This is a genomic window from Herbaspirillum sp. WKF16 (assembly GCF_028993615.1).
Taxonomy (GTDB): domain Bacteria; phylum Pseudomonadota; class Gammaproteobacteria; order Burkholderiales; family Burkholderiaceae_D; genus Herbaspirillum.
This window is the reverse complement of the sequence record NZ_CP118632.1, coordinates 2,644,838-2,669,501: the sequence shown is the minus strand read 5'-3', so window position 1 is coordinate 2,669,501 and position 24,664 is coordinate 2,644,838. Positions and strand designations below refer to the sequence as shown.

The window sequence follows — 24,664 nt, the reverse complement described above, 5'->3', positions numbered from 1 at the left end:
TTCCCATGAGCGAACGCAAGCAGGACGATTCCAGCACCTACAAGGTCATCGAGGTGGTCGGCACCTCACCCAAGGGCAGCGACGAAGCCATCCGCAACGCCATCGCCGATGTCGTCAAGACGGTCAAGCACGTCGACTGGTTCGAAGTTACCGAATGCCGCGGCCATGTCGAGAACGGCAACATCGGCCATTTCCAGGTGAGCCTGCGCGTCGGCTTCCGCGTCGAGGCCTGATCCCGGCAGCTCATCCATGAAGCTCATCCATGCGGCCAGCCCATCGGTGCGCATCGGCTCGCGGCGCGGCCGGCGCCGGCGCGCCATGGACGAGCGATACAGGCATCCAATAGGGCGGCCGGCCGCATAGGCAAGCTCAATTTGCGCACGTTGGACATCGCTGATTAACTATGAACAAGCGCGAAAGCAGCGACGCCGGCCGGCAGGAACAGACGGGGAATACGGCGCGCCCACCGCTTTCACGCTGCGGCGCAACGCCGCCATGCGCATGGGAATGCACGCGTCGCCGGAAGGGACGAGGCAAGCGGTCGCCGTTCAGGCGATCCGGTTTTCCAGGGTGAGGACACGACAAGGACACGCAGTGGAGTCTTTGCCGCCGGTTCGCGCAGGGCGTTCGTCCGTATCGCGCAATGCCGCTTCCAGCAAGGGTTCGCCGCGATGCAACAGTAGGATTCATCCTACGCCATGTCGGGCTGCTGTCCGATAGTGAGTGCCCGGCGGCAACCGCTATAACGTCAACCATCGGCGCACAAGAATTTCCAGTCGCAATAAAAAAACACAGGACTCGTCGACGTCTCCCCCATGCCCGCCAGCGGATCAAGCCCCGGCGCCCAGGGAACGTTGCTGAAGTCTGCCGGCGACCATCATCACAGCGTGCTTTCCATCTCAGGTGCTTTCGACATTTAGGGGATTATCTTGCAAGCTCGAGTTCTGTTAGTCAGTTCCGAGGCCGTGCCACTCGTCAAGACTGGCGGCCTGGCGGACGTCATCACCGCGCTCGCGGTGTCTCTGCGCAAAGCCGGCATCGATGCCAGCATTCTCATGCCGGCCTATCCCGAAGCGGTTCGCAACCTTGGCGAAACTTCCCAGGTCGGCCTCAAGAACGGCTTGCCCGGCGGCGCCGGACGGCTGCTGCGCGGGGTCATTCCCGGCACCGACGTGCCGGCGCTGCTGCTGGACACGGCGCGTTTCCGCCAGCGCGGCGCCAATCCCTATCTCGACCACGACGGTGTCGAGTTCAACGACAACGCGCTGTGCTTTGCCGACCTGTCGCATGCCGCAGTGGCGATCTGCGCCGGCGAGACCAGCCTGCCGGCGCCGCACGTGGTGCATGCCAACGACTGGCACGCCGGCCTGATCCCATGCCTGCTGAAGTTGCGCGGGCTGGATCACATCGGCACCATGCTGACCATCCACAACCTGGCCTTCCAGGGCAACTTCGACCTGCGCTGGGCCGAGCAGGTCGGCATCCCCCAACACTTGCTGACCGGCGACGGCGTCGAGTACTGGGGCAAGCTGTCCTTCCTCAAGGCCGGCATCCGCTTCTCGGATTGCGTCTCCACCGTGAGCCGCAATTACGCGCATGAAATCATGACGCAGCGTTTCGGCTGCGGCATGGACGGCGTGCTCTCGTTCCGCAAGCTGGACCTGCGCGCCATCCCCAACGCCATCGACGCCGAGCTTTGGAATCCGGCCGACGATACGCTGATCGCGCGCAATTTCAGCGTCGGCCACATGAAGGGCAAGGCGGTCTGCAAGCGCGACCTGCAAAAGCTGTTCGGGCTGACCCCGGCCGACCCGTTCGCGCCGGTGCTGGGCATCGGCAGCCGCATCTCGCACCAGAAGATGGCCGATGTCGTGCTGGCGTCGCTGCCGGGCATCCTGGCGCGCCATGAGCGCCTCCAAGTGGTGGTGCTGGGCTGCGGCGAGCGCGAATACGAAGAGGGCTTCCTGGCCCTGGCCGAGCGCTATCCCGGCCGCGTCGGCGTGCACATCGGCTACGACGAGCGGCGCGCCCACGCGCTGCATGCCGGTAGCGACATGCTGCTGCACCCGACCCGCTTCGAGCCGTACGGCCTGACCCCGATCTACGCCATGCGCTACGGCGCCATCCCGATCGGCTCGCGCGTGGGCGGCCTGGTCGACACCGTGCGCGACGCCGGGCTCGATCCGGCCAACGCCACCGGCGTGCTGTTCGACGGCGAGACGGTCGCCGACATGCAGGACGCCGTCGCCCGCGCCTTCGAGCTGTACGCCGACACCCGTCGCTGGCAAGCCATCCAGCGCAACGCCATGAGCGTCGATTGCGACTGGTCCGGTCCGACCCAGGCCTATATCGATGCCTACGCGCACGTAGCCGACATGGCGGTGCGCCCGCTGTTCGCGCGGCCGCGCAGCGCGCCGGTGACTGCGGTCGAGCGCCCGGTCAGCAACGCCGATCGCATGGCGCGTCCGGCTGCGGCGATTGCCGCGGCCATCGCCGGCGTGGTCGGCGGCGCGTCCTCGGTGGCGGCCGCCTGACCTACCTCCGGGGCGGAAAGAAAGACCGCCGCCGCCAGGCGCGCCCTGCGGCGCGGCTGGCGGCGGTTTTTGCTGGCGCGTGGCCACGGCGCGCGCCGGCGCTTGATCAACATCGACAACAAGAACAGGAACCTGCATGTCCGGCATGGCCTATCGCGAAACAGTGGAACCGCCACCATCTTCCGGCGCCGCATCCCCATCGGGCGCCATTCATTCCCTTCCCATGAAGAACAGCGTCCTCCCGGCGCAAGAGCAGGCGTTGACCCGCGCGCTGCTGGAAGGGCGCCTGTCGCAACCGTTCGCCTTGCTCGGCCTGCGCTGGCTGACCGACGGCGAAGGCGAGGGCGGCGTTGCCGCCATCCGCACCTTCCAACCCGGCGCGGCGGCGGTGCGCGTGATGTGCCGCGCCAGCGGCCGCCTGCTGGGCAAGCTGGAGCAGCAGGCCGGACGCGGCGGCGAGGACAGCGGCCTGTTCGTCGGCGCGGTGGTCGGCCTGGAGCGCCACACCCATGCCGTCCCGTATGTGCTGGAGATCGACTGGCGCGAGAACGACGGCAGCGTCAGCGTGCAGTCCACCGAAGACCCCTATGCCTTCGGCCTGCTGCTGGGCGAGCTCGACCTGCACCTGCTGCGCGAAGGCCGCCATCGCCAACTGGCCGATTGCCTGGGCGCGCGTGCGCTGGAGATCGACGGCGTGCCCGGCACCCGCTTCGCAGTGTGGGCGCCCAATGCCGAGCGCGTCTCGGTGGTGGGCGACTTCAACCAGTGGGACGGCCGGCGCCACGTGATGCGCCTGCGCCATGAGTCGGGCGTATGGGAGCTGTTCATCCCGCGCATCGGCCCGGGCGACGTCTACAAGTATGAAATCCTCGGTCGCGACGGCGTGCTGCTGCCGTTGAAGGCCGACCCGGTGGCGCGCGCCACCGAGCTGCCGCCGGCCACCGCTTCGGTGGTGGCCGATGCGCGCGATTACGACTGGGGCGACCAGGAGTGGATGGCGCGGCGCCGCGAGCGCCAGTCGTTGTCCGCGCCGATGTCCATCTACGAAGTGCATCCGGCCTCATGGCGACGGGTGCCGGAAGAGGGCGCGCGCAACCTCAGCTGGGATGAGCTGGCCGAGCAATTGATTCCTTATGTGGTGGGCCTCGGGTTCACCCACATCGAGCTCATGCCGGTGATGGAGCATCCCTTCGGCGGCTCCTGGGGCTACCAGCCGATCAGCATGTTTGCGCCCAGCGCGCGCTTCGGCAAGCCGGAGCGCTTTGCCGCCTTCGTCGACCGTTGCCACCAGGCCGGCCTGGGCGTGCTGCTGGACTGGGTGCCGGCGCATTTCCCCAGCGACCAGCACGGCCTGGCCCAGTTCGACGGCACCGCGCTCTACGAGCATGCCGATCCGCGCGAGGGCTTCCACCAGGACTGGAACACCCTGATCTTCAACCTCGGCCGTAACGAGGTGCGCGGCTTCCTGATCGCCAGCGCGCTGGAATGGCTGGAGCATTTCCATGTCGACGGACTGCGCGTGGACGCGGTGGCCTCGATGCTTTACCGCGACTACAGCCGCAAGTCCGGCGAGTGGGTACCCAATATCCACGGCGGGCGCGAGAACCTGGAGGCGGTAGCCTTCTTGCGCGAGCTCAACGGCGTGGTGGCCGAACGCTGCCCGGGCGCGCTGATGATCGCCGAGGAGTCGACCTCCTGGCCCGGCGTCACCTCCGAGATCAAGCACGAGGGCGACCATCACGGCCTGGGTTTCAACTACAAGTGGAACATGGGCTGGATGAACGACACCCTGCGCTACATGCAGTACGACCCCCTGTTCCGCCGCTATCACCATCACGACATGACCTTCGGGCTGCTGTACGCCTTCTCCGAGAACTTCATCCTGCCGATCTCGCACGACGAGGTGGTGCACGGCAAGCGCGCCTTGCTCAACAAGATGCCGGGCGACGAATGGCGGCGCTTCGCCAACCTGCGCGCCTACTACGGCTTCATGTGGGCGCATCCCGGCAAGAAGCTGCTGTTCATGGGCAGCGAGTTCGGCCAGCAGGAGGAGTTCGACCACGACTGCTCTCCGCCCTGGCACCTGCTCGACGAGCACGGTGGCCATCCGGCCGGCCACCGCCAGCTGCAGGCCCTGGTGGGCGACCTGAACCAGCTCTACCGGCGCGAGCCGGCGCTGCACCAGCGCGATTGCAGCGCCGACGGCTTCGCCTGGGCGGTGGGCGACGACAGCGTCAACAGCGTGTTTGCGTTCTTCCGCTTTGCCGACAACGCCGCGCCGGTGCTGGTGGTGGTCAACATGACGCCGGTGCCGCGCGAGAACTACCGCATCGGCGTGCCGCCGCTGGCGCCCGGCCACAACGGCATCTGGCGCGAGATCCTCAACACCGACGCCGCGGCCTATGGCGGCAGCAACAACGGCAACATGGGCACGGTGCGCGCCGTGCCGTTCGCCTGGCATGGTCATGCCGCTTCGCTGGAGCTGACGCTGCCGCCGCTGTCCACCCTGATCCTGCGCCGGGAGGCTTGAGATGAGCGTCGCCTTTCCCGATCGCCTGCTGCCGGGGCAGCCTTATCCGCTGGGCGCAAGCTCCGATGGCCTGGGCGTGAATTTCGCCGTGTTCTCGGCGCACGCCACCCGTATCGACCTGTGCCTGTTCGATCCTTCCGGCAAGCGCGAGTTGAAGCGCATCCCGCTGCCCGAATGCACCGACGAGGTATGGCACGGCTACCTGCCGGGCGCCTCGCCCGGCCTGGTGTACGGCTATCGCGCCCATGGTCCCTACGAGCCCAACAAGGGGCATCGCTTCAATCCGCACAAGCTGCTGCTGGATCCGTATGCCAAGCGGCTGGTGGGGCAGGTGCGCTGGACCGATGCGCTGTACGGCTACCGCCTGCATTCGCCGCGCGCCGATCTCTCGTTCGACCGCCGCGACAGCGCCGCCGCCATGCCCAAGGCGATGGTCGCCGAGGACGCCTTCGTCTGGGAGCACGACCGCCTGCCGCAGGTGCCGTGGAACAAGACGGTGATCTACGAGGCCCACGTGCGCGGCATCTCGCGCATGCGCGAGGACCTGCTGCCGCATGAGCGCGGCACCTTCGCCGCGCTGGCCGACCCGGCCTTCATCGACCACCTGCTGCGGCTGGGCGTGACCACGCTGGAGCTGATGCCGATCCATTCCTTCCTGCAGGACAGCTTCCTGGTCGAGCGGGGGCTGTCCAACTACTGGGGCTACAGCACGCTGGGCTACTTCGCGCCCGAGCCGTCCTACATGTCCACCGGCGACCCCAACGAGCTGCGCATGGCGGTGCGCCGGCTGCACAGCGCCGGCATCGAGGTCATCCTCGACGTGGTCTACAACCACACCAGCTGCGGCAGCGAGCTGGGGCCGACGCTGTCGTTCCGCGGGCTGGACAACGCCAGCTACTTCCGCCTCCTGCCCGGGCAGGAGCGCTATCACATCAACGACACCGGTTGCGGCAACACGCTCAACCTGTCGCATCCGCGCGTGCTGCAGATGGTGATGGACTCGCTGCGCTACTGGGCGCAGTCCTTCCACATCGATGGCTTCCGTTTCGACCTCGGCTCCACGCTGGGGCGCGAACCGGGCGGCTTCGATCCCGGCTCGGGCTTCTTCGACGCGTTGCTGCAGGATCCGGTGCTGTCGCGCCTGAAGCTGATCTCCGAGCCCTGGGACATCGGCCCCGGCGGCTACCAGCTGGGCAACCACCCGGCGCGCTTCGCCGAGTGGAACGACAAGTTCCGCGACGACATCCGCAAGTTCTGGAAGGGCGATGAGGCCATGCGCGGCGGCTTTGCCCAGCGCATGCTGGGCTCGGCCGAGTTGTTCGAGCACAATCGCCGCAAGCCCTGGGCCTCGGTCAACTTCATCGCCTCGCACGACGGCTTCACGCTGCGCGACCTGGTCAGCTACAACGGCAAGCACAACGAAGCCAATGGCGAGAACGGCAACGACGGCCACAACGACAACGCCAGCTACAACTGGGGCGCCGAGGGCGATACCGAGGACGCCGCCATCCTGGCCGCGCGCGGCTGCGCCCAGCGCTCGATGCTGGCCTCGACCCTGCTGGCGCAGGGCACGCCGATGCTGCTGGCCGGCGACGAATTCCACCGCAGCCAGGGCGGCAACAACAATGCCTATTGCCAGGACAACCCGATCTCCTGGATCGACTGGGAGCGCGCGCGCTCGCCCGAGGGCGCCGCGCTGACCGCCTTCGTCGGCCGCCTGACAGCGATCCGGCGCGACTTCGAGGTGCTGCGCGCAAGCTACTTCCTGCACGGCAGGGAGAAGGTAGCCGAGGGCCTGCAGGACGTGGCCTGGTTCGATGAGGCGGCGCGCCCGGTGTCGGAAGAGGACTGGCGCAACCCGGTGGCGCGCGCCATCACGCTGCAGCTGGCCGGCAAGCGCCAGGAGCCGCACAAGCAGCTGAGCTCGCGCATCAGCGACGCCGCCAATACCGAGACCGCAAGCGAACTGGCCGAGGCGGTGCCGGACGTTCTGCTGATCTTCGTCAATGCCGGCCATGAAGCCATCGAGTTCAGTTTCCCGTACGTCAAGGGCAACTACTTCCTGCTGCTCGACACCGCCTGTGAAACCGGCATGCCGGAGGACGGCGGCGACGTCAACGTGGCCGGCAGCGCGCAGGTGACGGTGGCCGCGCACAGCCTGCAGGTGTACGCCAACCGTCCCTTGCACCTGTCGTCGTCGATCTATCCGCTGGCGGCCAATGAATGGATCGCCCGCAATGAATGGGGAGAACGCGCATGAGCGCCCAATTTTCCTGGCCGCTGCCGTTCGGCGCGCAGGTGACCGCGCCCGGTAGGGTGCGCTTCCGTGTCTGGGCGCCGGGCGCCAAGACCGTCGCGGTGGAGATCGACGGTCGCGGCCGCGTGCCAATGTCGGCCGAGGTGGGCAGCGACGGCGAGGACGAAGGCTGGTTCTCGCTGGATACCGAGTGCGATCCCGGCAGCCGTTATCGCTACGTCTTCATGTCGCAGGTCGATGGCGAGCTGGTGGCGCCCGACCCGGCCTCGCGCGGCCAGGCCGGCGACGTCTTCGATCCCAGCGTGGTGGTCGATGCCGCCGCCTATCAATGGCAATACCCCAACTGGGCCGGACGGCCATGGCATGAAGCGGTGCTCTACGAGCTGCATCCCGGCGCCATGGGCGGCTTTGCCGGCATCTGCCAGCGCCTGCCGGAGCTGGCCGAGCTGGGCATCACCGCGGTCGAGCTGATGCCGGTGGGCGAGTTTCCCGGCGCCCACAACTGGGGCTACGACGGGGTGCTGCCGTTCGCGCCTGACGCCGCCTATGGCACGCCGGAGCAACTGAAGGCGCTGGTCGATACCGCCCACGGCCTGGGCATGATGGTGTTCCTGGACGTGGTATACAACCACTTCGGCCCCGACGGCAACTATCTCAACAGCTACGCCCCGGCCTTCTTCCGGCACGACATGAATACGCTATGGGGCGCCACCATCGATTTCCGCCGCCCCGAGGTGGACGATTTCTTTACCCAGAACGCCTTGTACTGGCTGCAGGAATTCCGCTTCGACGGCCTGCGCCTGGACGCGGTGCACGCCATCTGCGTGCCGCAGTGGCTGGAAAAGCTGGGGCGCCGCATCCGTCGCGAGATCGGCGGCCAGCGCCACGTGCACCTGGTGCTGGAACATGACGGCAACGCCGCGCACCTGCTCGGCTTCGCCGCCGGCGACGATGCGGATGAAGGCGCCACGCAGCTCTACGACGCGCAGTGGAACGACGACGCCCACCACGCGCTGCATGTGCTGCTGACCGGCGAGACCGGCGGCTACTACGCCGCCTATGCCGAGGGCGCGGCCGAGCACCTGGCGCGCTGCCTGAAGGAGGGCTTCGCCTACCAGGGCGAGGTCTCGCCGTATTCGGGCGAGTCGCGCGGCGAACCCAGCGCCGGCTTGCCGCCGACGGCCTTCGTCAACTTCCTGCAGAACCACGACCAGATCGGCAACCGCGCCTTCGGCGAGCGCCTGACGACGCTGGCGCATCCGCAGGCGCTGCGGGCGGCGCAGGCATTGCTGCTGCTGGCGCCGCAAGTCCCGATGCTGTTCATGGGCGAGGAGTTCGGCGCCGAGCAGCCCTTCCTGTATTTCACCAGCCACCGCAACGAGGAGCTGGCGCGCGCGGTGCGCGAAGGGCGGCGCCGCGAGTTCGCACGCTTCCCGCAGTTCGCCGACGAAACCTTGCTGGATCGCTTGCCCGACCCCAACAGTTTTTCCACCTTCATGGCGTCGATCCCGGAACCGGGGCCGGCGCCGGCTGCGGCCGCGCAGATGGGGCGCGTCGCCCACTTGCTGCGCCTGCGCGCCCAGCACGTGACGCCGTTCCTGCGCGGCGCGCGCGCCATCGAGGCGCGCGCCATCGGGCCCAAGGCGGTCCATGCGCGCTGGATGCTCTCAAACCGCACGGTGCTCAACATCACCGTCAACCTGGCCGAAGAAGGCCTCACCGGATCGCTGGAGCAATTGGCCGAGACCGCCGGCCTGGCCGGCGCCGACGTGCTGTTCGACAGCGGCGGCGCGTTGCAAGGCGTGGCCGGGGGAGGTTTCCCGGGCCATTCGATCCTGGCCATCCGCGAGCCGGCCGCACCGATGGGGAGTTTGTGATGAATGCCATGACAGGCGCCGCGCTGGCGCGCAATGGTGCGCCGGCCGCAAGCCCGGCCCAGATCGCCCCGGCCAGCGAGACACCCTTGCACCTGCTGGCCGCCCGCGCCGGCATCGCGGTGCGCTGGACCGATGCCTACGACCAGCCGCAGCAGGTCTCCGATGAAGCGCAGCGCGCCATCCTGGAGGCGTTGGGCCTGCCGTGCGCGAGCGACGCCGATTGTCGCGACAGCCTGGCGCTGCTGGAGCGCGAGCAGGCCGTCGGCCAGTTGCCGCCGCTGATCACCGGCGTGCAGCGCCAGCCGGTGGAGTTGCCGATGTCCTCGCGCCTGCACGGCCAGTCCTGCCGCGTCGAGCTGGAGAACGGCGCGCGCCTGACGCTGCTGATCTCGGGCGACCTCTCGCGTCCGCCCTGCATTCCGGCCATCGAGCTGGCGGGCTATCACCGCCTGCTGGTGGCCGGCCACATCCTGACGCTGGCGATCGCGCCGCCGCGCTGCTACACCATCGCCGACGCGCTGCGCGAAGGCGGGGCGCAGCGCGGCTGGGCCTTGTCGGCGCAGCTCTACAGCCTGCGCAGCGACAGCCTCAAGCCGGCGCGCAAGGTCTATGGCGACGGCGGCATCGGCCACTTCAGCGCGCTGGCCGAGCTGGCCGAGGCCGCGGCCGGCTACGGCGCCGCAGCGCTGGCGATGTCGCCGGTGCATGCGATGTTCGCGGCCGAGCCGGGTCGCAGCAGTCCGTATTCGCCATCCAGCCGGCTGTTCCTGAATCCTTTGCTGGTCGACCCGGCGGCGGTGCTGGGCGAGGCCGCGCAAGCCCAGGCGCTGGCCGAGGGCGGACCGGAGATGATCTCCGGCCACGAACGCCTGCAACGCGCCGGCCTGATCGACTGGGAGCGCGCCGGCGCCCATCGCATGGCGCTGCTGCGCCGGCTGTATGCGCTGCACCAGATCGAGGCGGCGCGCGAGGGCGGAGGCCAGGCCGCCTTTGCCGCGTTCAAGCTCGACGGCGGCCGCGCGCTGCATGCGCACGCGCTCTACGAGGCGTACAGCCATGCACGCTCGCTGCAAGGTTTGGCCGGCGCCTGCGACTGGCGCAGCTGGGGCGAGGCCGGGCGCGATCCGGACACGCCGCAGATGCGCCAGTTCGCGCGCGAGCAGGGCGGCGAGATCGATTTCCACCTGTTCCTGCAATGGCAGGCCGCGCGTGGCCTGGCGCAGGCGCAGCGGCGGGCGCAGGAGGCCGGCATGCCGATCGGCCTCATCGCCGACCTGGCGGTGGGCGCCGACAACGGCGGCAGCCAGGCCTGGAGCCACCAGGGCGAGATCGCCGCCGGGCTGACCGTGGGCGCGCCGCCCGACCTGCTGGCGCCGCAAGGACAGAACTGGGGCCTGGGCGCATTCTCGCCGCTGGCCTTGCGCCGCAGCGGCTACCAGGGCTACCTGGCAATGCTGCGCGCTTCGTTCGCGCAGGGCGGCGGCGTGCGCATCGATCACGTGCTGGGCCTGAACCGGCTGTGGCTGGTGCCCAGCGCGCTGGGCGCCGAGGCCGGCGCCTACGTGCGCTACCCGCTGCAGGACATGCTGCGCCTGATCGCGCTGGAGTCCTGGCGCCATCGTTCGGTGGTGATCGGCGAAGACCTCGGCACCGTGCCGCCCGGCTACGACCGGGTGCTGGACGATGCCGGTGTGGCCGGCATCCGGGTGCTGTGGTTCCAGCGCGAGAAGGAGCGCTTCATGGCGCCGCAAGCCTGGTCGGACAAATCCATCGCCGTCACCACCACGCACGACCTGCCCACGGTGGCCGGCTGGTGGGCCGGCGCCGACATCGCCTGGCGCGCGCGCCTGGGCCAGCTCGACGGCGAGCGCGGCCTGGCCGATGCGCTGGCGCAGCGCGCGCTTGAGCGGGAGCGCCTGTGGCAGGGCTTCCTTGAACAGGGCTTGTCCAGCGGCGAGGCGCCGCAGGCCGCCGCAGAGGAAATCGATGCGATGGCCGAGAACGGCGAACAGCCCGAGCAGCCGCAGTCGCTGCAGTCCTGCGCCGCGGCGGTGGACGCGGCGTTGGAGTTCGTCGCCGCCACGCCGGCGCCGCTGGCGGTGGTGCCGGTGGAAGACATCCTCGGCCTGGCGCAGCAGCCCAACCTGCCGGGCCTGACCGAGCCGCACCCCAACTGGCGGCGGCGCCTGCCGGAAGACGTGGGGCAATTGTTCGCCCCTTACGAGGCGCGCGCCCGGCTGGAGCGGCTGCGCCGCGCGCGCGGCGTACAGCGCAAGTCACACCTGGAGACAAGATGAACCTGGATACCCGCGAGAACGCCCGCGCCGAGCGCCTGGCGCAGAGAGCCGCGGATCGCCTGCCGCAGCGGCAAAGCCGGCGCGATGTCCCGCGCGCCACGGCGCGGCTGCAATTGAACCGCGACTTCCGCTTCGAGCACGCGGCCGGGCTGGTGGGCTACTACAACACGCTGGGCGTGAGTCATGTCTACGCTTCGCCCATCCTGGTGGCGCGGCCCGGCTCCACGCACGGCTACGATGTGGTCGATCCGGGCCGCGTCAATCCCGAGCTGGGCGGCGAGAAGGGCCTGCGCATCCTGTGCCGCCAATTGCAAGAGCATGGCATGGGCCTGATCGTCGACATCGTCCCCAACCACATGGCGGTGGGCAAGCACAACCCCTGGTGGCAGGACGTGCTGCGCTGGGGCCGTCGCAGCCGCTACGCCGACTGGTTCGACATCGACTGGGAGAGCCCGGATCCGGCGCTGGCCGGCAAGCTGCTGCTGCCGTTCCTGGGTCGCCACTATGCCGACGCGCTGGAAGCCGGCGAGCTGGCGCTGCGCTTCGACGAGCAGCACGGGCAGCTGCACATCGTCCATCACGACCAGGACTTTCCGCTCTCGCCGTACGACTACGCGACGGTGCTGGCGGGCGCCGGCAGCGCACACCTGCAAGACGCGATCACACTGTTCAGCGCGCTCGACGCCGGCGGGCCTGCGGCCGGGCAGCAGGCGGCGGCCGGCTGGGCGCTGCTGCGCGCGCTGGCGCAGGACGCCGACGGCATGGCCGGCATCCATGCCGCGCTGGCCGCTTTTTCGGCGGAGCGGCCGCAGGGTCGGGAGGCGCTGCACCGGTTGCTGGAGCGCCAGCACTATCGGCTGGCCTTCTGGCGCAACGCCGCCGACGAGATCAACTGGCGCCGTTTCTTCGAAGTCAGCGAGCTGGCCGGCATGCGGGTGGAAACCGAGGAAGTGTTCGAGGCCATGCACGCCGAGATCTTCCGACTCTACGCCGAGGGCCTGATCGACGGCGTGCGGCTGGACCACATCGACGGCCTGGCCGACCCCGGCGGCTATTGCCGCCTGCTGCGCCGCCGCCTGCGCGCGCTGCGCGCCGGACATGAGCCCTGGATCATCGCCGAGAAGATCCTGGCGCGCGACGAGCGGCTGCCGCCCGAATGGGAACTGGACGGCACTACCGGCTACGAATTCATGGACCAATGCGCCGCCGTGCTGCACGACCCCGAGGGCGAGCCGGTGCTCGACGATATCTGGCGCGACATCGTCGGCGAGCTGGGCGGCGCGCCGATGGAGCCGGCGCCGGTTCCCGGTCGCGCCGACCAGCAGGAGCGCAGCGATGCGCCGGCGGCGCAAGCGACGCCGGCGCCGCTGATCCGCCAGCGCTGTGAGCTGGCCGATTTCGACGCCATCGTGCGCGAGGCGCGGCGCGGCTTCCTGGTGCGCAACTTCGCCGCCGAATTCAATGCGCTCACGCTGTGCCTGCACCGGCTGGCGCGCAGCGCCGTGCAGACGCGCGATATCTCGCTGATGGCGATCCGCCGCAGCGTGGCCGAGCTGCTGGTGCATTTCCCGGTGTATCGCACCTACGCCACCGCCGCCGGCATGCCCGCGGCCGAACGCGAGACGCTGGCCTGCGCCGCCATCGCCGCCGGCGCCACGCTGCATGCGGCCGACCATGCAGCCTTGCATGTCGTGGAGGGGTGGCTGGGCGGCGACCTGCTGCACGACGTGGCCGACGAGCATCGGCACGCGCTGCAGCTGCGCGCCATCGCGCGCTTCCAGCAACTCACGCCGCCGCTGACGGCCAAATCGGTGGAGGACACCGCCTTCTATCGCTACGGACGCCTGCTTTCGCGCAACGAGGTCGGCTCCGATCCCTCACAGCTGACCCTGCCGGTGCGTGACTTCCATCGCCTGGCCACGCTGCGCGCCGCGCATGCGCCGTACAGCCTGCTGGCCACCGCCACCCATGACCACAAGCGCGGCGAGGATGCGCGCATGCGGCTGGCCGCGCTGTCGGAGATCCCGGAGGAATGGCATACGGTGCTGCGCCACTGGCGCAGCATGAATGCGCCCATCGTGCAGGCCACGGCCGGCGCGCAGGGCGCCATCGACGCCGCCGACGAATGCATGCTGTACCAGACCCTGATCGGGGCCTGGCCGGACGGCATGCGCGCCGTCGACGACGACCTGCGTCCGCTGGAGCAGCTGGCGCAACGCGTGGTCGAATGGCAGCGCAAGGCGCTGCGCGAGGGCAAGCGACGCAGCGACTGGCTGGCGCCGCAGCTGGACTACGAAGCGGCGTGCGAACGCTTCGTGCGCGCGCTGCTGTGCGATCCGGGGCTGGACCCGCGCCATCATCCCTTCCTGGTCGAGCTGGAGGAGTTCGTGCGCCGGCTGGCGCCGCTGGGCACCGTCAACAGCCTGAGCCAGACCATGCTCAAGCTGTGCGCTCCCGGCATTCCCGATTTCTACCAGGGCACCGAGCTGTGGGACCTGAGCCTGGTCGATCCCGACAACCGCAGCGCGGTCGATTTCCCGCAGCGCATCCGCCGATTGGCCGATGCGGTGAGCCGGCCGGTGTCGCTGCGCGAATGGCATAACGGCGGCGCCAAGCTGCAGCTGATCCGCGCGGTGCTGCAGTATCGGCGCAGCCATGCCGAGCTGTTCGGGAACGGCGGCTACATCCCGCTGTCCACCCATGGCAAGCTGGCGCGCCACGTCATCGCCTTCGCCCGCATCCTGCCGCCCGGCGGCGATGAGGAGGGCGCGCCGCATGCCGCGCTGGTGGTCTGCACGCGCCTGGCGGGGCGCTTGCTGAACTTCGAGGGGCCGCGCGACGATGCCTTGCCGTTGGTGTCCGCCGGCGTCTGGGGCGACACCCGCATCGCCATTCCGGCCGTGCTCTCGCACGGCGACGGCAAGTCGGTGCGGCGCTGGCGCAGCGCGCTCACCAGCGGGCACGGCGCGCTGGAGGAATGCGCCATGCCGGATGGCGAGCAGGGCGGCCAGATCGCGGTGGCAGAGATCCTCGGCAGCCTGCCGGTAGAGCTGCTCGAACTGCACGGTTGAGGGCCTTGTCGCCGCCGCGCGACAGCCGCCGCATCCGTTGATTGCAGTGCAGCAATTTCCGTTTTTCCTACACGGAAATGGGCGGCAGTCCTATCGCTCCACGCTTGTTGCCGCCGCTACCATGGCCCGAGCCTGACGCCCCGCCCGCATGGGTTGGGGCGCGCCGGCAAGCCTTCTGCCACGAGATGGCGAAGCGGGAACCATGCGGATGCGATGCGGAAAACTGCCCGGAAAAGCGCTTGATGCATCGCGGCATGAACGTCCGGCCTGCAGGGCCGCCGTGTTCCCCGCCGTCCACATCAAGAACAAGGAGCAGCACCCATGACGACTTTGCCCGCCAGCGACATCCAGCTACCCCTCTTCATCTACGCCCAGCGCGAACCGCTCACCAAGAAGAGCGCCTGGATTGCGCTGGAGGAACACTACCGCGACCGCGCCCGCCATTTCCAGCTGAGCCGGCTGTTCGCCGCCAACGAGAAGCGCGGCGAGACCATGAGCGCCGAGGGCGTGGGCATCTATCTCGACTACTCCAAGAACCTGGTCACCTCCGAAACCATGGCGCTGCTGATGCAGCTGGCGCGCCAGTGCGGCTTGCAGGACCGCATCGAGGCCATGTTCCGCGGCGACAAGATCAACAACACGGAGGGGCGCGCGGTGCTGCACACGGCGCTGCGCAAGCCCGCCGGCGAACGCCTGGTGGTGGACGGCGAGGACGTCGTGGCCCAGGTGCAGGAAGTGCTGGGCCGCATGGAACGCTTCGCCCGGCAGGTGCGTTCCGGCGAATGGCTGGGCCACACCGGCCGCCCGATCCGGCACGTGGTCAACATCGGCATCGGCGGCTCCGACCTCGGCCCCATGATGGCCAGCGAGGCGCTGCGCCACTACAGCAAGCGCGACATCAGCCTGCACTTCCTGTCCGACGTCGACGGCGCCGCGCTGCAGGAAACCGTGCGCGGCCTGCCGGCCGAACAGACCCTGTTCATCGTCTGCTCCAAGACCTTCACCACGCTGGAAACCATCACCAACGCCAACGCCGCGCGCCGCTGGCTGGTGGCGCAGCTGGGCGATGAACGGGCGGTGGCGCGTCACTTCGCCGGCGTCACCACCAACATCGAGGAAGCCACCCGCTTCGGCATCGATCCGGACAACATGTTCGGCTTCTGGGACTGGGTCGGCGGCCGCTATTCGCTGACCAGCGCGATCGGCCTGTCGACCATGGTGGCCATCGGCCCCGAGAATTTCCGCGAGCTGCTGCGCGGCTTCCATGCGATGGACGAGCACTTCCGCAGCGCGCCGCCGGAGCGCAACCTGCCGGTGATCCTGGGCCTGCTCACGGTGTGGTACACCAGCTTCTTCGGCGCCGCCAGCCAGGCCGTGCTGCCGTACAGCCAGTACCTCAAGAGCCTGCCGTCCTACCTGCAGCAGCTCACCATGGAGAGCAACGGCAAGCACATCACCGTCAACGGCGAGCCGGTGGACTACCAGACCTCGCCGGTCTACTGGGGCGACAACGGCATCAACGGCCAGCATTCCTTCTACCAGATGCTGCACCAGGGCACGCAGCTGGTGCCGTGCGACTTCATCGGCTTCTGCCAGCCGCTGGAACCGCTGGGCGAGCAGCAGGAGCTGCTGATGGCCAACATGTTCGCGCAATCGGAGGCGCTGGCGTTCGGCAAGAGCGCCGAGCTGGTGCGCGAGGAAGGCACCGCCGAGGAACTGGTGCCGCACCGCGTGTTCGACGGCAACCGTCCCAGCAACAGCATGCTGGTCGAGCAGCTGACCCCGTACAGCCTGGGCACGCTGGTGGCGCTGTATGAGCACAGCGTATTTACCCAGGGCGTGATCTGGAACGTCGACTCCTTCGACCAATGGGGCGTGGAGCTGGGCAAGCAGCTGGCCAAGCGCACCGCCAAGCAGTTGATCGACCACAGCCAGCCGTTGCACCACGACAGCTCCACCAACGCGCTGATCCGCCGCTATCGCGGCAGCAAGACCGAGCAGGGCGGGCGCCTGCAAGCCAGGGCCGCCTGAAGGCCGCCCACGGCGGGCGCGCGCGGACACGAGCATAAAGAGGAGACCATCATGAGCACCATCATCGCAGGGCGCTTCCAGTTGCAGGACGAAGCCACGCATGCCGTCGATGAATTGCTGGTCGCCGGCTACGAACGCGGCGGCATCAGCAGTTTCTTCGTCAACCCGGCCGGGCAGCACGACACCTTTCCTGTCGGCGGCGATCGCGACAAATCGCCAGGCGCCGAGGATACCGGCCGTGGCGCGGCCGCCGGCGCCGCCGCGGGCGCCGCAGCCGGTGCTGCGGTGGGCCTGGCGGCCGCGCCCGTGAGCGGGCCTGCGGGCCCGGCGCTGGGCGTCCTGGTGGGCGGCCATCTCGGCAGCCTGGTCGGCACGCTGGGTGCGACCGAGGACAGCGCCGACCATCCGCAGCGCCGTCGCGAAGCCGGGATGCTGGTGGCGGTCGAAGTGTATGGCGAGGAGCAGGAACGGCGCGCCATCGAGGTGCTGCATCGGCTGCATGCCGACGCCATCGAGCGCAACCAGGGCCACATCCGCGACGGCGACTGGGAGGACTTCGATCCGCTCTCGCCGCCGGCGCTGATCGCCGCCTGAGCGTCGCGCCGGGCGCGGCATCATCCGGCGCCTGCTCCGATCTTCTCTGCCGGCACTTTCGTGGCCGGCTTTTTGCGTTTACCGCGCCGGGCTGACACAGCTCATCTTTGGCGCAAACGGTACAAAAACAGCTCATCCGTTGCGCGTAATTCCCATCTTGTGAGTTTATAATCGTCCGTAATAATTGATTACCGGAAAGCGGCCTGCCGGCAACGACGGCGAGCACGATGACAAGGCGATAACAACAAGACGGCGCCGGTGGTCTCGCTGCAAAAATGACAAGATGACGCGCACGGACGGCGCCACGGCGGCGCAATGCCGCAAGCCGGGCGAACGATCCGCGCGATCCATGGCATGCTGGTTCAGAGGCGGGTGAACGCACATGAAATTATTGACCAAAGGTTTGCTGATCGTTGCAATCCCGAGCTTGTTCGAGCTGCTGCTGCTGGCGTCGCTGTTCAAGACCCAGGCCGACGCCGAGGAGGCCGAACGCTGGACCGCCCATTCCGCGATGGTGATGAACAAGGCCGCCGAGGTGCGCGAGCCGATGCTGCTGGAGTCGTCGCGCATCCGCAATTCCGTGATCGTCAACGATCCCAAGCCGATCAGCCGTCCCGAGATGTGGGCCGACGTCGAGATCAAGATGGGCGAACTCGAAAAGCTGGTCTCGGACAATCCCGAGCAGAGCCGGGTCGCACAGGAGGTGCGCCAGTCGATCGCCAGCTATCGCGCCTGGGCCGACAGCGCGCGCGAGCGCATGGAGAACGGCAAGCGCGACGAACTGGTGCTGCAGCTGCGCGACGAACGCGGTCCGCACCGCCTGGCCGACTTCCGCGAGCGGCTCAATAAATTCATCGACAATGAACGCAAGCTCGGCGCCGAGCGCGACGAAGACCTGCAAGACGCCCGCGAGTCGCAGACCATCCTGCTCATGGCGGCCGTGCTGGGCTCGATCATGGCCGCCGGCATGGCCTCGTATGCCTTCACGCGCAACATCTCCACCCGCATCGCCGTGCTGACCGACAATGCCCAGCGCCTGGCCGACGGCCGCGAACTGGCCGCGCGGGTGCGCGGCAGCGATGAGATATCGATGCTCGACAATGTCCTGCACAACACCGGCGAGCGCTTGATCGAAGCCAGCCGGCTGGCGCAGGCCTACCGCGAGGAAGTGGAGCAACGCGCGGGCGAACTGGCCGAGGTCAACACCCACCTGCGTCAGCAGACCCAGGACAACGAGATGTTCATCTACAGCGTCTCGCACGACCTGCGCTCGCCGCTGGTGAACCTGCAGGGCTTCAGCAAGGAGCTCACGCATTCCACCCGGGAGCTGAGCGAGGAGGTCGGGAAGCTCGACCTGCCGGAAGCCAAGACGGAGAAGATCCGCACCCTGATCGAGGACGACCTGCCGACTTCGCTGCGCTTCATCCAGAACGCCGTCACCCGTTCGGCCGGCATCATCGACGCCATGCTGCGCCTGTCGCGCGCGGGCCGGGTGGAGTACCAGCAGGTGATGCTGGACATCAACGTCATGACGCAACGCATCGTCGACGCCATGAGCGGCAGCATCCGTTCGCGCGAGGCGGTAGTCAGCATCCAGCCCGGCATGCCGCAGGCCTGGGGCGACCCCACGGCGATCGAGCAGGTGTTCGGCAACCTGGTGGGCAATGCGGTCAACTACCTCGATCCCAAGCGCGCCGGCCGCATCGAAATCGGCTGCATGAGCGTGGACGGCGCCGGCGACGGCGAGGGCTTGAACACCTACTACGTGCGCGACAACGGCCTGGGCATTCCGGCCGGCCACATGGGCCGGATGTTCACCGCCTTCCAGCGCCTGCACGGCAACGTCGCGCAGGGCGAGGGCATCGGCCTGGCGCTGGTCAAGCGCGTGGTGGAGCGGCACGGCGGCAAGATCTGGGTGGAGTCGGCCGAGGGCATCGGCACCACCTTCTTCGTGGCGCTGCCGGCGCAGCCGGCGACGATCTGAGGTTCAGGCAAGGCAATCTTCAAAACGGCACGACATGCGAGTGGAGCGATCATGGCGACAGAACAAAGCGTAAATATCATCCTGGTCGAGGACGACGACGGGCACGCGCTGCTGGTGGAAAAGAACCTGCGGCGCGCCGGGCTGGTCAACGGCTTCCTGCGCCTGAAGGACGGCCAGGAGGCGCTGGACTATTTTTTCAACGGTGCAGGCAGCCGCCCCGACATGCAGCAGGTGGTGGTGCTGCTGGATGTGAACATGCCCCGGGTGACCGGCGTGGAGGTGTTGAAGCAGCTCAAGAGCGATGCCACCACCACCGCCATCCCCGTGATCATGCTGACCACCACGGACGACCCGCGCGAGATCGAGCGCTGCTATGAATACGGCTGCAACGTCTACATCACCAAGCCGGTGGAGTACGACGATTTCATCGAGGCGGTGCGCCGCCTGGGCTTCTTCCTGCAGGTGGTCAAGCTGCCGGCCAACGGCGCCGGCCAGAAGGGTTGATACGCAATGAGCGAAGCCGCAGCGGCCACGGCGCCGGCGCATGTCCTGATCCTGGAGGATGACGAAGGCCTGCAGGCCCTGGCCAGCCGCGTGCTGAAAAAGCATGGCCACCGCGTCACCGCCGTGGGCGATGCCGACGCGGCGCGCGCGGCGGTGGCGCAGGATCCTCCCGACCTGCTGATCGTCGACTACAACTTGCAGGCGCTGGACACGGGCCTGGATTTCTTCCGCGCGCTGCGCGCCGCCGGCGTCGATATCCCGGCCATCATGGTGTCGGGCGTGTCGGACGAGCCGCGCATCATCGAGGCGCTGCGCGCCGGCGTTTCCGACGTGCTGCCCAAGACCAGCGATTACCTCGACTACCTGCCGGAGGCGGTCGATCGCCTGCTCAACCAGTTGCGCCTGCAGCGGCAGGCCGAAGAGTCGGCGCGCCTGCTGCAGCAGGAGCAGTACTACCGCATGGTGTCGGAAGCGATACCGCACCTGGTGTGGTCGTGCCTGCCCGACGGCCAGTTCGATTTCCTCAGCAAGCAATGGCTGGACTACACCGGCGTGGGCGTGGAGCCGCAGCTGGGCCTGCGCTGGATCGACCTCGTGGTGCATCCCGACGACCGCGCGGCCACGCGCGAGACGCTGCTGCAAGCCGGCAGCGGCGACCATCGCCAGATCCTGGCGGAGTTCCGGCTGCGCCGGCAAGACGGCCGCTACCGCTGGTTCATCTGCAACGGCGCGCCGTTGCTGTGCTCGGAAGGGCGCGTGCTGAAATGGCTGGGCACCTGCACCGACATCGACGACCTCAAGCGCGCCGAGCACGATCGTGAGATGCTGCTGGCGGCCGAGCGCGCCGCGCGCGCCGAGGCCGAGCGCATGACGCGGGTCAAGGACGAATTCGTGGCGACGCTTTCGCACGAGCTGCGCACGCCGCTCAACGCCATCATCGGCTGGAGCCAGTACCTGCTGCGCGATCCCGGCGACGCCGCCAAGCTGCAGAAGGGCCTGCAGGTGATCGAGCGCAACGCCAAGCTGCAGGCGCAGATGGTGGAGGACCTGCTGGACATGAGCCGCATCCTCTCCGGCAAGCTGCGGCTGGACGTGCAGCGCGTCGACATGGCGACCGTCATCGACGACGCCGTCGCCTCCGTGCAGTCCGCCGCCGACGCCAAGGAGATCGAACTGGTGGCCGACTTCGATTCGGTCGGGCAGGTGCTGGGCGACCCCTCGCGCTTGCAGCAGGTGGCCTGGAACCTGCTGATGAACGCCATCAAGTTCACGCCGCGCCTGGGCCGCGTCACGGTCGCGTTGCGCGAGTCCGGCGGCGAGGTGGAGATGGAAGTGGCCGACAACGGCCAGGGCATCAAGGCCGAATTCCTGCCCAGCGTGTTCGACCGGTTCAGCCAGGAAGATCCCAGCATCAGCCGTGTGGCCGCCGGCCTGGGGCTGGGGCTGTCGATCACGCGCCAGCTGGTGGAGTTGCACGGCGGCCGGGTGCGCGCCGCCAGCCCCGGTCCCGGCCTGGGCGCGACCTTCAGCATCCAGCTGCCGCAGGCCGCGGTGCAGCGCGATGAGGGCGGGGCCACCCTGCTGCGCGAGGACGGGCCGGAGGAGCCGCCGGAACTGTCCGGGTTGCATATCCTGCTGGTGGAGGACGAGGTCGACGCGCGCGAACTGGTGCAGCGCATGCTGGAAGAACGCGGCGCCACCGTGGATGCGGTAGGCACCGCCGGCGAGGCGCTGGATGCGTTTCGCCATACGCGACCCAACGTGATCGTGAGCGATATCGGCCTGCCGGGCCAGGATGGTTACGACTTCATGCGCAGCCTGCGCGCGCTGGAAGACAGCCGGCACGACGGCCTGCCCATGACGCCGGCGGCGGCGCTGACCGCGCTGGCGCGCTCCGAGGACAGGCGGCGCGCATTGATGGCGGGGTTCCAGGCGCACATCGCCAAGCCGGTCGACCCGCTGGAGCTGCTGTTCCTGATCGCCGCGCTGTCGGGACGCACGGGCAGCCGCTCGCACATGATCAATTGAATCCCGGCCAGGCATGAGAAAGCCCGCCGCGCATGATGTCGCGCGGCGGGCTTTTTTTCGGCCTGGCGCACGCTCAGGCGGCGGCCTGTCCCGGGCCGCCCACCGGCAACGTCACGGTGAAGGTGATGATGCCGTCTTCGCAATCGACGGCGATCCTGCCGCCGTGCCCGTTGACGATCTCGCTGACGATGTACAGGCCCAGCCCCAGTCCGCGGCTGTTGCGCTGGTTGCCCAGCGATTCCTTCTTGTAGGGCTTGAACAGGTTGCCGCGCACCTGCTCCGGAATCGGCGCGCCGTGGTTGGAGACCGAGATGGTCAGCACGTCGTCGCGCCGGAAGGCGATGATGGTCGAGGGCTTGTTGATCTCGCCATGGTGGCGGGTATTCGACAGCAGGTTGGAAATCACCTGGCTGACGCGGTCGCTGTCGAGCTCGGTCTCGCCGCAATCCTCCGCTTCCATGATGATCTCGTTGTCGGGGTAGGCCATGCGCGCCTCGTTGACGATCTCGCCGATCATCTTGCGCACGTCGACGCTGCGACGCTGGATGTCCAGCCCCAGGCCGCTTTGCAGGCGGCTGATGTCGAGCACCTGGGAGATCAGGCGATGCATGCGGCTGGAGGACGATGAGATGCGCTTGCTGAGGTTGGAGCTGGAGGGCGAATGCTCGCGCACCTCGATCATGCGCGCTGCCATCATGATGGCCTGCAGCGGATCGCGCAGGTCGTGGCCCAGCGTGGCCAGCAGGGTCTCCCGAGCGCGCTTGAGCATGTTCTCGCCGGACAGCGCCACCTCCTGCAGGTCCAGCCGCAGTTGCGAGGCCACCTCCAGTTGCGTCTTTTCCCACGGCAGGCTCTTGCCGCGCACGGTTTCCTTCCACACGGCGAAGGAACCGCGCGGCGTCAGGCGCGGGCCCAGCGGACCGATGGTGTATTTCTTCTCGGGGTTGCCGCCCCAGCGCACGTCCTCGACCTGCTCGCTGCGGAACCAGAAGGCGTAGCCGTTCTGCTCCCGGTAGAAGCGGATCGCCAGCACGCCGCAGGCCTCGCCCAGCGCCGCCTTCAGGTCCGGCACGTCGGCCCCCAGCGCGCTGGTATGGAAGATGTCGCCGCTTTCGTTTTCGTTGAGCCAGTTGACCAGCGCATTGACGCCTTCACGCGAGGGCGCCTTGCCGAAGGTCTGGGTCTTGCGGTCAAGCGAGATGGCGCCGCCGTGGCTGGACATCAGCCGCAGGAAGCCGTGGTAATCGGCCGACAGCGCCAGCACGATGTCTTCGCGGTCGGTGACCTGGGCCACGATCTCGCGGCGCAGCGCGGCCGAGTGTTCCAGCGCGCGGGCATGCTCGCCGTTGATGTTGCGCTCCACCAGCGTGCTGACGAACTGCGACAGCAGCTGGCAGGACATGCGCACCGCGTGCGGCACGAGGTGAGGCGTCATGTGGTGGCAGGCGATCAGGCCCCACAGGCGGTCGCCGATGACGATGGACAAGCTCATCGACGCGCCCACGCCCATGTTCGACAGGTATTCGATATGTACCGGCGAAACGCTGCGCAGGTTGCTGTGCGAGAGATCGAGCGGACGGCCGGTGAGCGGGTTGAGGTCGGGTTCGATCGGCGCCGGCTGGTAGCCGACGTCGGCGATCAGCCGGATCGGATTGATTACGTACAGGCGCCGCGCCTGGGCCGGGATGTCGCTGGCCGGATAGCGCTGGCCGAGGAAGGGCTCGAGGTCGGCGCGCTTGTGTTCGGCGATGACCTCGCCGCTGTCGTCATGCAGGAAGCGATAAGCCATCACACGGTCGAAACCGGTGATGCGCGCGATCTCGTCGACGGCCAGGGTGAGCAGGTCTTCCACGCCTTGCTGGCGCTGGATGCGCTGGATCGCCTGGTGCGCGGACAGGGCGAAGGAGTCGAGCGCGAGCGCGTCGCTGGGGCGCTTCTCGAACTCGGCGATCAGCATGCCTTCTGACTTGTGCGTGACCACATCGAAGGGGCCCGAGGCCAGCGTCAGCAGACGGGCATCGATGTAGCCGTGGCGGTCGTCAAGTGCGGCGTGGATGGCGGCGCGCGCCTCGGCATTGAGGTGGCGCTGGTCGAGCGCCTCGCCGGTCGCGGGCAGGGGGCCGAGCAGGTCGCCGGCGTTGCTGCTGCGGCCGGCCAGCGTGCCGTCGGGCGCAAAGGTCAGCAGCGCGCCGTGCGCCTGGATGGAGCCGGGAATATGGATCGGTTCCTGGTCGCAGTTGCTGAGGTCGACGTGGCGCTTGCGGCGTTCGTTCTGGTAGTACGGATTGCTCATGCTGCGTGTATCTCCCGGAGCCGCTCTGGTGTGGGCGCGTGCGCGCCGCAGGCAGTTTGCGCCGCGGCCGCATCGGATTGCGGAGGCAGGGATGATCCTGGCCGGCGCCGCCTGGGCGCACGTCCGGCTGCGTTCGGGAACTGCCTCTTGAAGATCGCAATTATAGGCGTCTTGCCGGAATTGATGGGAAGTAATTCCCCCCTCATCCCGGTGCGACCGCAAAGCGCCTGCGGGAAACTTCCGCTTTGTCCTACAAATGAATACGAGGGCGTCCGATATGACTCATCAATGCCACACATTACGATCGCCAGGCTCGGAAAAAAATCGTCTTGAAGGCGATCGCAACGAGGCGGATTCGCGCGCGATGAACGAACTTGCGGGCGCGATTGCGCGATGATGTTCAGAGGCAATGTTGCACTGTCGATTCGCTCAAACAAAGTCAGCCGGGAACGCAGAGTTTGGCTAAAATAATTTCGTCGGCGACCGCAGTGCATCGAAACGCAAACGGGAGTAAACACCTATGCTGTCGATGAAACGCACGGAGAAAATCGATTGCAGCTTCGGCGGCTCCGCATGCCTGGCGGACTGCTGGAAGCGGGCCTCGCGGCGCTGCGCGGCCGAGCCGAAACGGCGCGCGGCGCAATGCGCCTGGCGCAGATCGCCA

Annotated in this window: 13 protein-coding genes; 12 read left to right on the top strand and 1 reads right to left on the bottom strand. The window is 68.2% G+C overall.

From position 1 onward, the window contains the following. Positions 1-5 precede the first annotated feature (5 nt). The 12 genes from Herbaro_RS12130 to Herbaro_RS12075 all read left to right on the top strand — a co-directional run bounded on the left by Herbaro_RS12130 (position 6) and on the right by Herbaro_RS12075 (position 21,707). Positions 6-233: a dodecin gene (locus Herbaro_RS12130; RefSeq protein WP_275009886.1), complete on the top strand. Its 228-nt coding sequence runs from the start codon at positions 6-8 to the stop codon at positions 231-233. 696 nt (positions 234-929) lie between these two features. Beyond that, positions 930-2,534 carry a glycogen synthase GlgA gene (glgA, locus tag Herbaro_RS12125; RefSeq protein WP_275009885.1) on the top strand — a complete coding sequence of 535 codons (1,605 nt, stop codon included), beginning with the start codon at positions 930-932 and terminating at the stop codon, positions 2,532-2,534. A 223-nt stretch (positions 2,535-2,757) separates the two neighbouring features. Beyond that, positions 2,758-5,064 (top strand): 1,4-alpha-glucan branching protein GlgB, encoded by a 2,307-nt coding sequence (glgB, locus tag Herbaro_RS12120; protein WP_275009884.1) that lies wholly within the window; start codon positions 2,758-2,760, stop codon positions 5,062-5,064. A gap of 1 nt (position 5,065) precedes the next feature. Continuing rightward, entirely contained in the window at positions 5,066-7,324 is a 2,259-nt protein-coding gene (gene glgX, locus Herbaro_RS12115) for a glycogen debranching protein GlgX (protein WP_275009883.1), read from the top strand. After that, positions 7,321-9,198: a malto-oligosyltrehalose trehalohydrolase gene (gene treZ / locus Herbaro_RS12110; protein ID WP_275009882.1), complete on the top strand. Its 1,878-nt coding sequence runs from the start codon at positions 7,321-7,323 to the stop codon at positions 9,196-9,198. Before glgX ends, treZ begins: the two co-directional genes overlap by 4 nt. Positions 9,199-9,206: 8 nt before the next feature. Further along, positions 9,207-11,495, top strand: a complete 2,289-nt coding sequence (gene malQ / locus Herbaro_RS12105; protein WP_275014008.1) for a 4-alpha-glucanotransferase — start codon at positions 9,207-9,209, stop codon at positions 11,493-11,495. Then, positions 11,492-14,566 (top strand): malto-oligosyltrehalose synthase, encoded by a 3,075-nt coding sequence (locus Herbaro_RS12100; RefSeq protein ID WP_275009881.1) that lies wholly within the window; start codon positions 11,492-11,494, stop codon positions 14,564-14,566. Before malQ ends, Herbaro_RS12100 begins: the two co-directional genes overlap by 4 nt. 321 nt (positions 14,567-14,887) lie before the next feature. Further along, positions 14,888-16,597, top strand: coding sequence for a glucose-6-phosphate isomerase (pgi, locus tag Herbaro_RS12095; RefSeq protein WP_275009880.1), 1,710 nt, complete (start codon positions 14,888-14,890; stop codon positions 16,595-16,597). A gap of 51 nt (positions 16,598-16,648) precedes the next feature. Next, a complete protein-coding gene (locus Herbaro_RS12090) occupies positions 16,649-17,191 on the top strand; it encodes a hypothetical protein (protein WP_275009879.1) in 543 nt (180 codons plus the stop codon). A 382-nt stretch (positions 17,192-17,573) separates the two neighbouring features. After that, the gene (locus tag Herbaro_RS12085; RefSeq protein ID WP_275009878.1) at positions 17,574-19,175 is read left to right on the top strand and encodes a sensor histidine kinase; all 1,602 of its coding nucleotides are present in this window, start codon (positions 17,574-17,576) and stop codon (positions 19,173-19,175) included. Between the two features lie 51 nt (positions 19,176-19,226). Further along, positions 19,227-19,679, top strand: coding sequence for a response regulator (locus tag Herbaro_RS12080; protein ID WP_275009877.1), 453 nt, complete (start codon positions 19,227-19,229; stop codon positions 19,677-19,679). A 6-nt stretch (positions 19,680-19,685) separates the two neighbouring features. Next, positions 19,686-21,707, top strand: coding sequence for a hybrid sensor histidine kinase/response regulator (locus Herbaro_RS12075; RefSeq protein ID WP_275009876.1), 2,022 nt, complete (start codon positions 19,686-19,688; stop codon positions 21,705-21,707). A gap of 73 nt (positions 21,708-21,780) precedes the next feature. Here Herbaro_RS12075 and Herbaro_RS12070 read toward each other — a convergent pair whose 3' ends face one another. Further along, on the bottom strand, positions 21,781-24,000 hold the full coding sequence (locus tag Herbaro_RS12070) for an ATP-binding protein (RefSeq protein WP_275009875.1): 2,220 nt from the start codon (positions 23,998-24,000) through the stop codon (positions 21,781-21,783). Positions 24,001-24,664: the final 664 nt, after the last annotated feature.

Coding starts and splice junctions, on each gene's coding strand:
- Herbaro_RS12090 (WP_275009879.1), top strand. CDS start 16,649: ATGAGCACCATCATCGCAGGGCGCTTCCAGTTGCAGGACGAAGCCACG.
- Herbaro_RS12070 (WP_275009875.1), bottom strand. CDS start 24,000: ATGAGCAATCCGTACTACCAGAACGAACGCCGCAAGCGCCACGTCGAC.
- glgX (WP_275009883.1), top strand. CDS start 5,066: ATGAGCGTCGCCTTTCCCGATCGCCTGCTGCCGGGGCAGCCTTATCCG.
- treZ (WP_275009882.1), top strand. CDS start 7,321: ATGAGCGCCCAATTTTCCTGGCCGCTGCCGTTCGGCGCGCAGGTGACC.
- Herbaro_RS12130 (WP_275009886.1), top strand. CDS start 6: ATGAGCGAACGCAAGCAGGACGATTCCAGCACCTACAAGGTCATCGAG.
- Herbaro_RS12075 (WP_275009876.1), top strand. CDS start 19,686: ATGAGCGAAGCCGCAGCGGCCACGGCGCCGGCGCATGTCCTGATCCTG.
- Herbaro_RS12080 (WP_275009877.1), top strand. CDS start 19,227: ATGGCGACAGAACAAAGCGTAAATATCATCCTGGTCGAGGACGACGAC.
- Herbaro_RS12085 (WP_275009878.1), top strand. CDS start 17,574: ATGAAATTATTGACCAAAGGTTTGCTGATCGTTGCAATCCCGAGCTTG.
- pgi (WP_275009880.1), top strand. CDS start 14,888: ATGACGACTTTGCCCGCCAGCGACATCCAGCTACCCCTCTTCATCTAC.
- Herbaro_RS12100 (WP_275009881.1), top strand. CDS start 11,492: ATGAACCTGGATACCCGCGAGAACGCCCGCGCCGAGCGCCTGGCGCAG.
- malQ (WP_275014008.1), top strand. CDS start 9,207: ATGACAGGCGCCGCGCTGGCGCGCAATGGTGCGCCGGCCGCAAGCCCG.
- glgB (WP_275009884.1), top strand. CDS start 2,758: ATGAAGAACAGCGTCCTCCCGGCGCAAGAGCAGGCGTTGACCCGCGCG.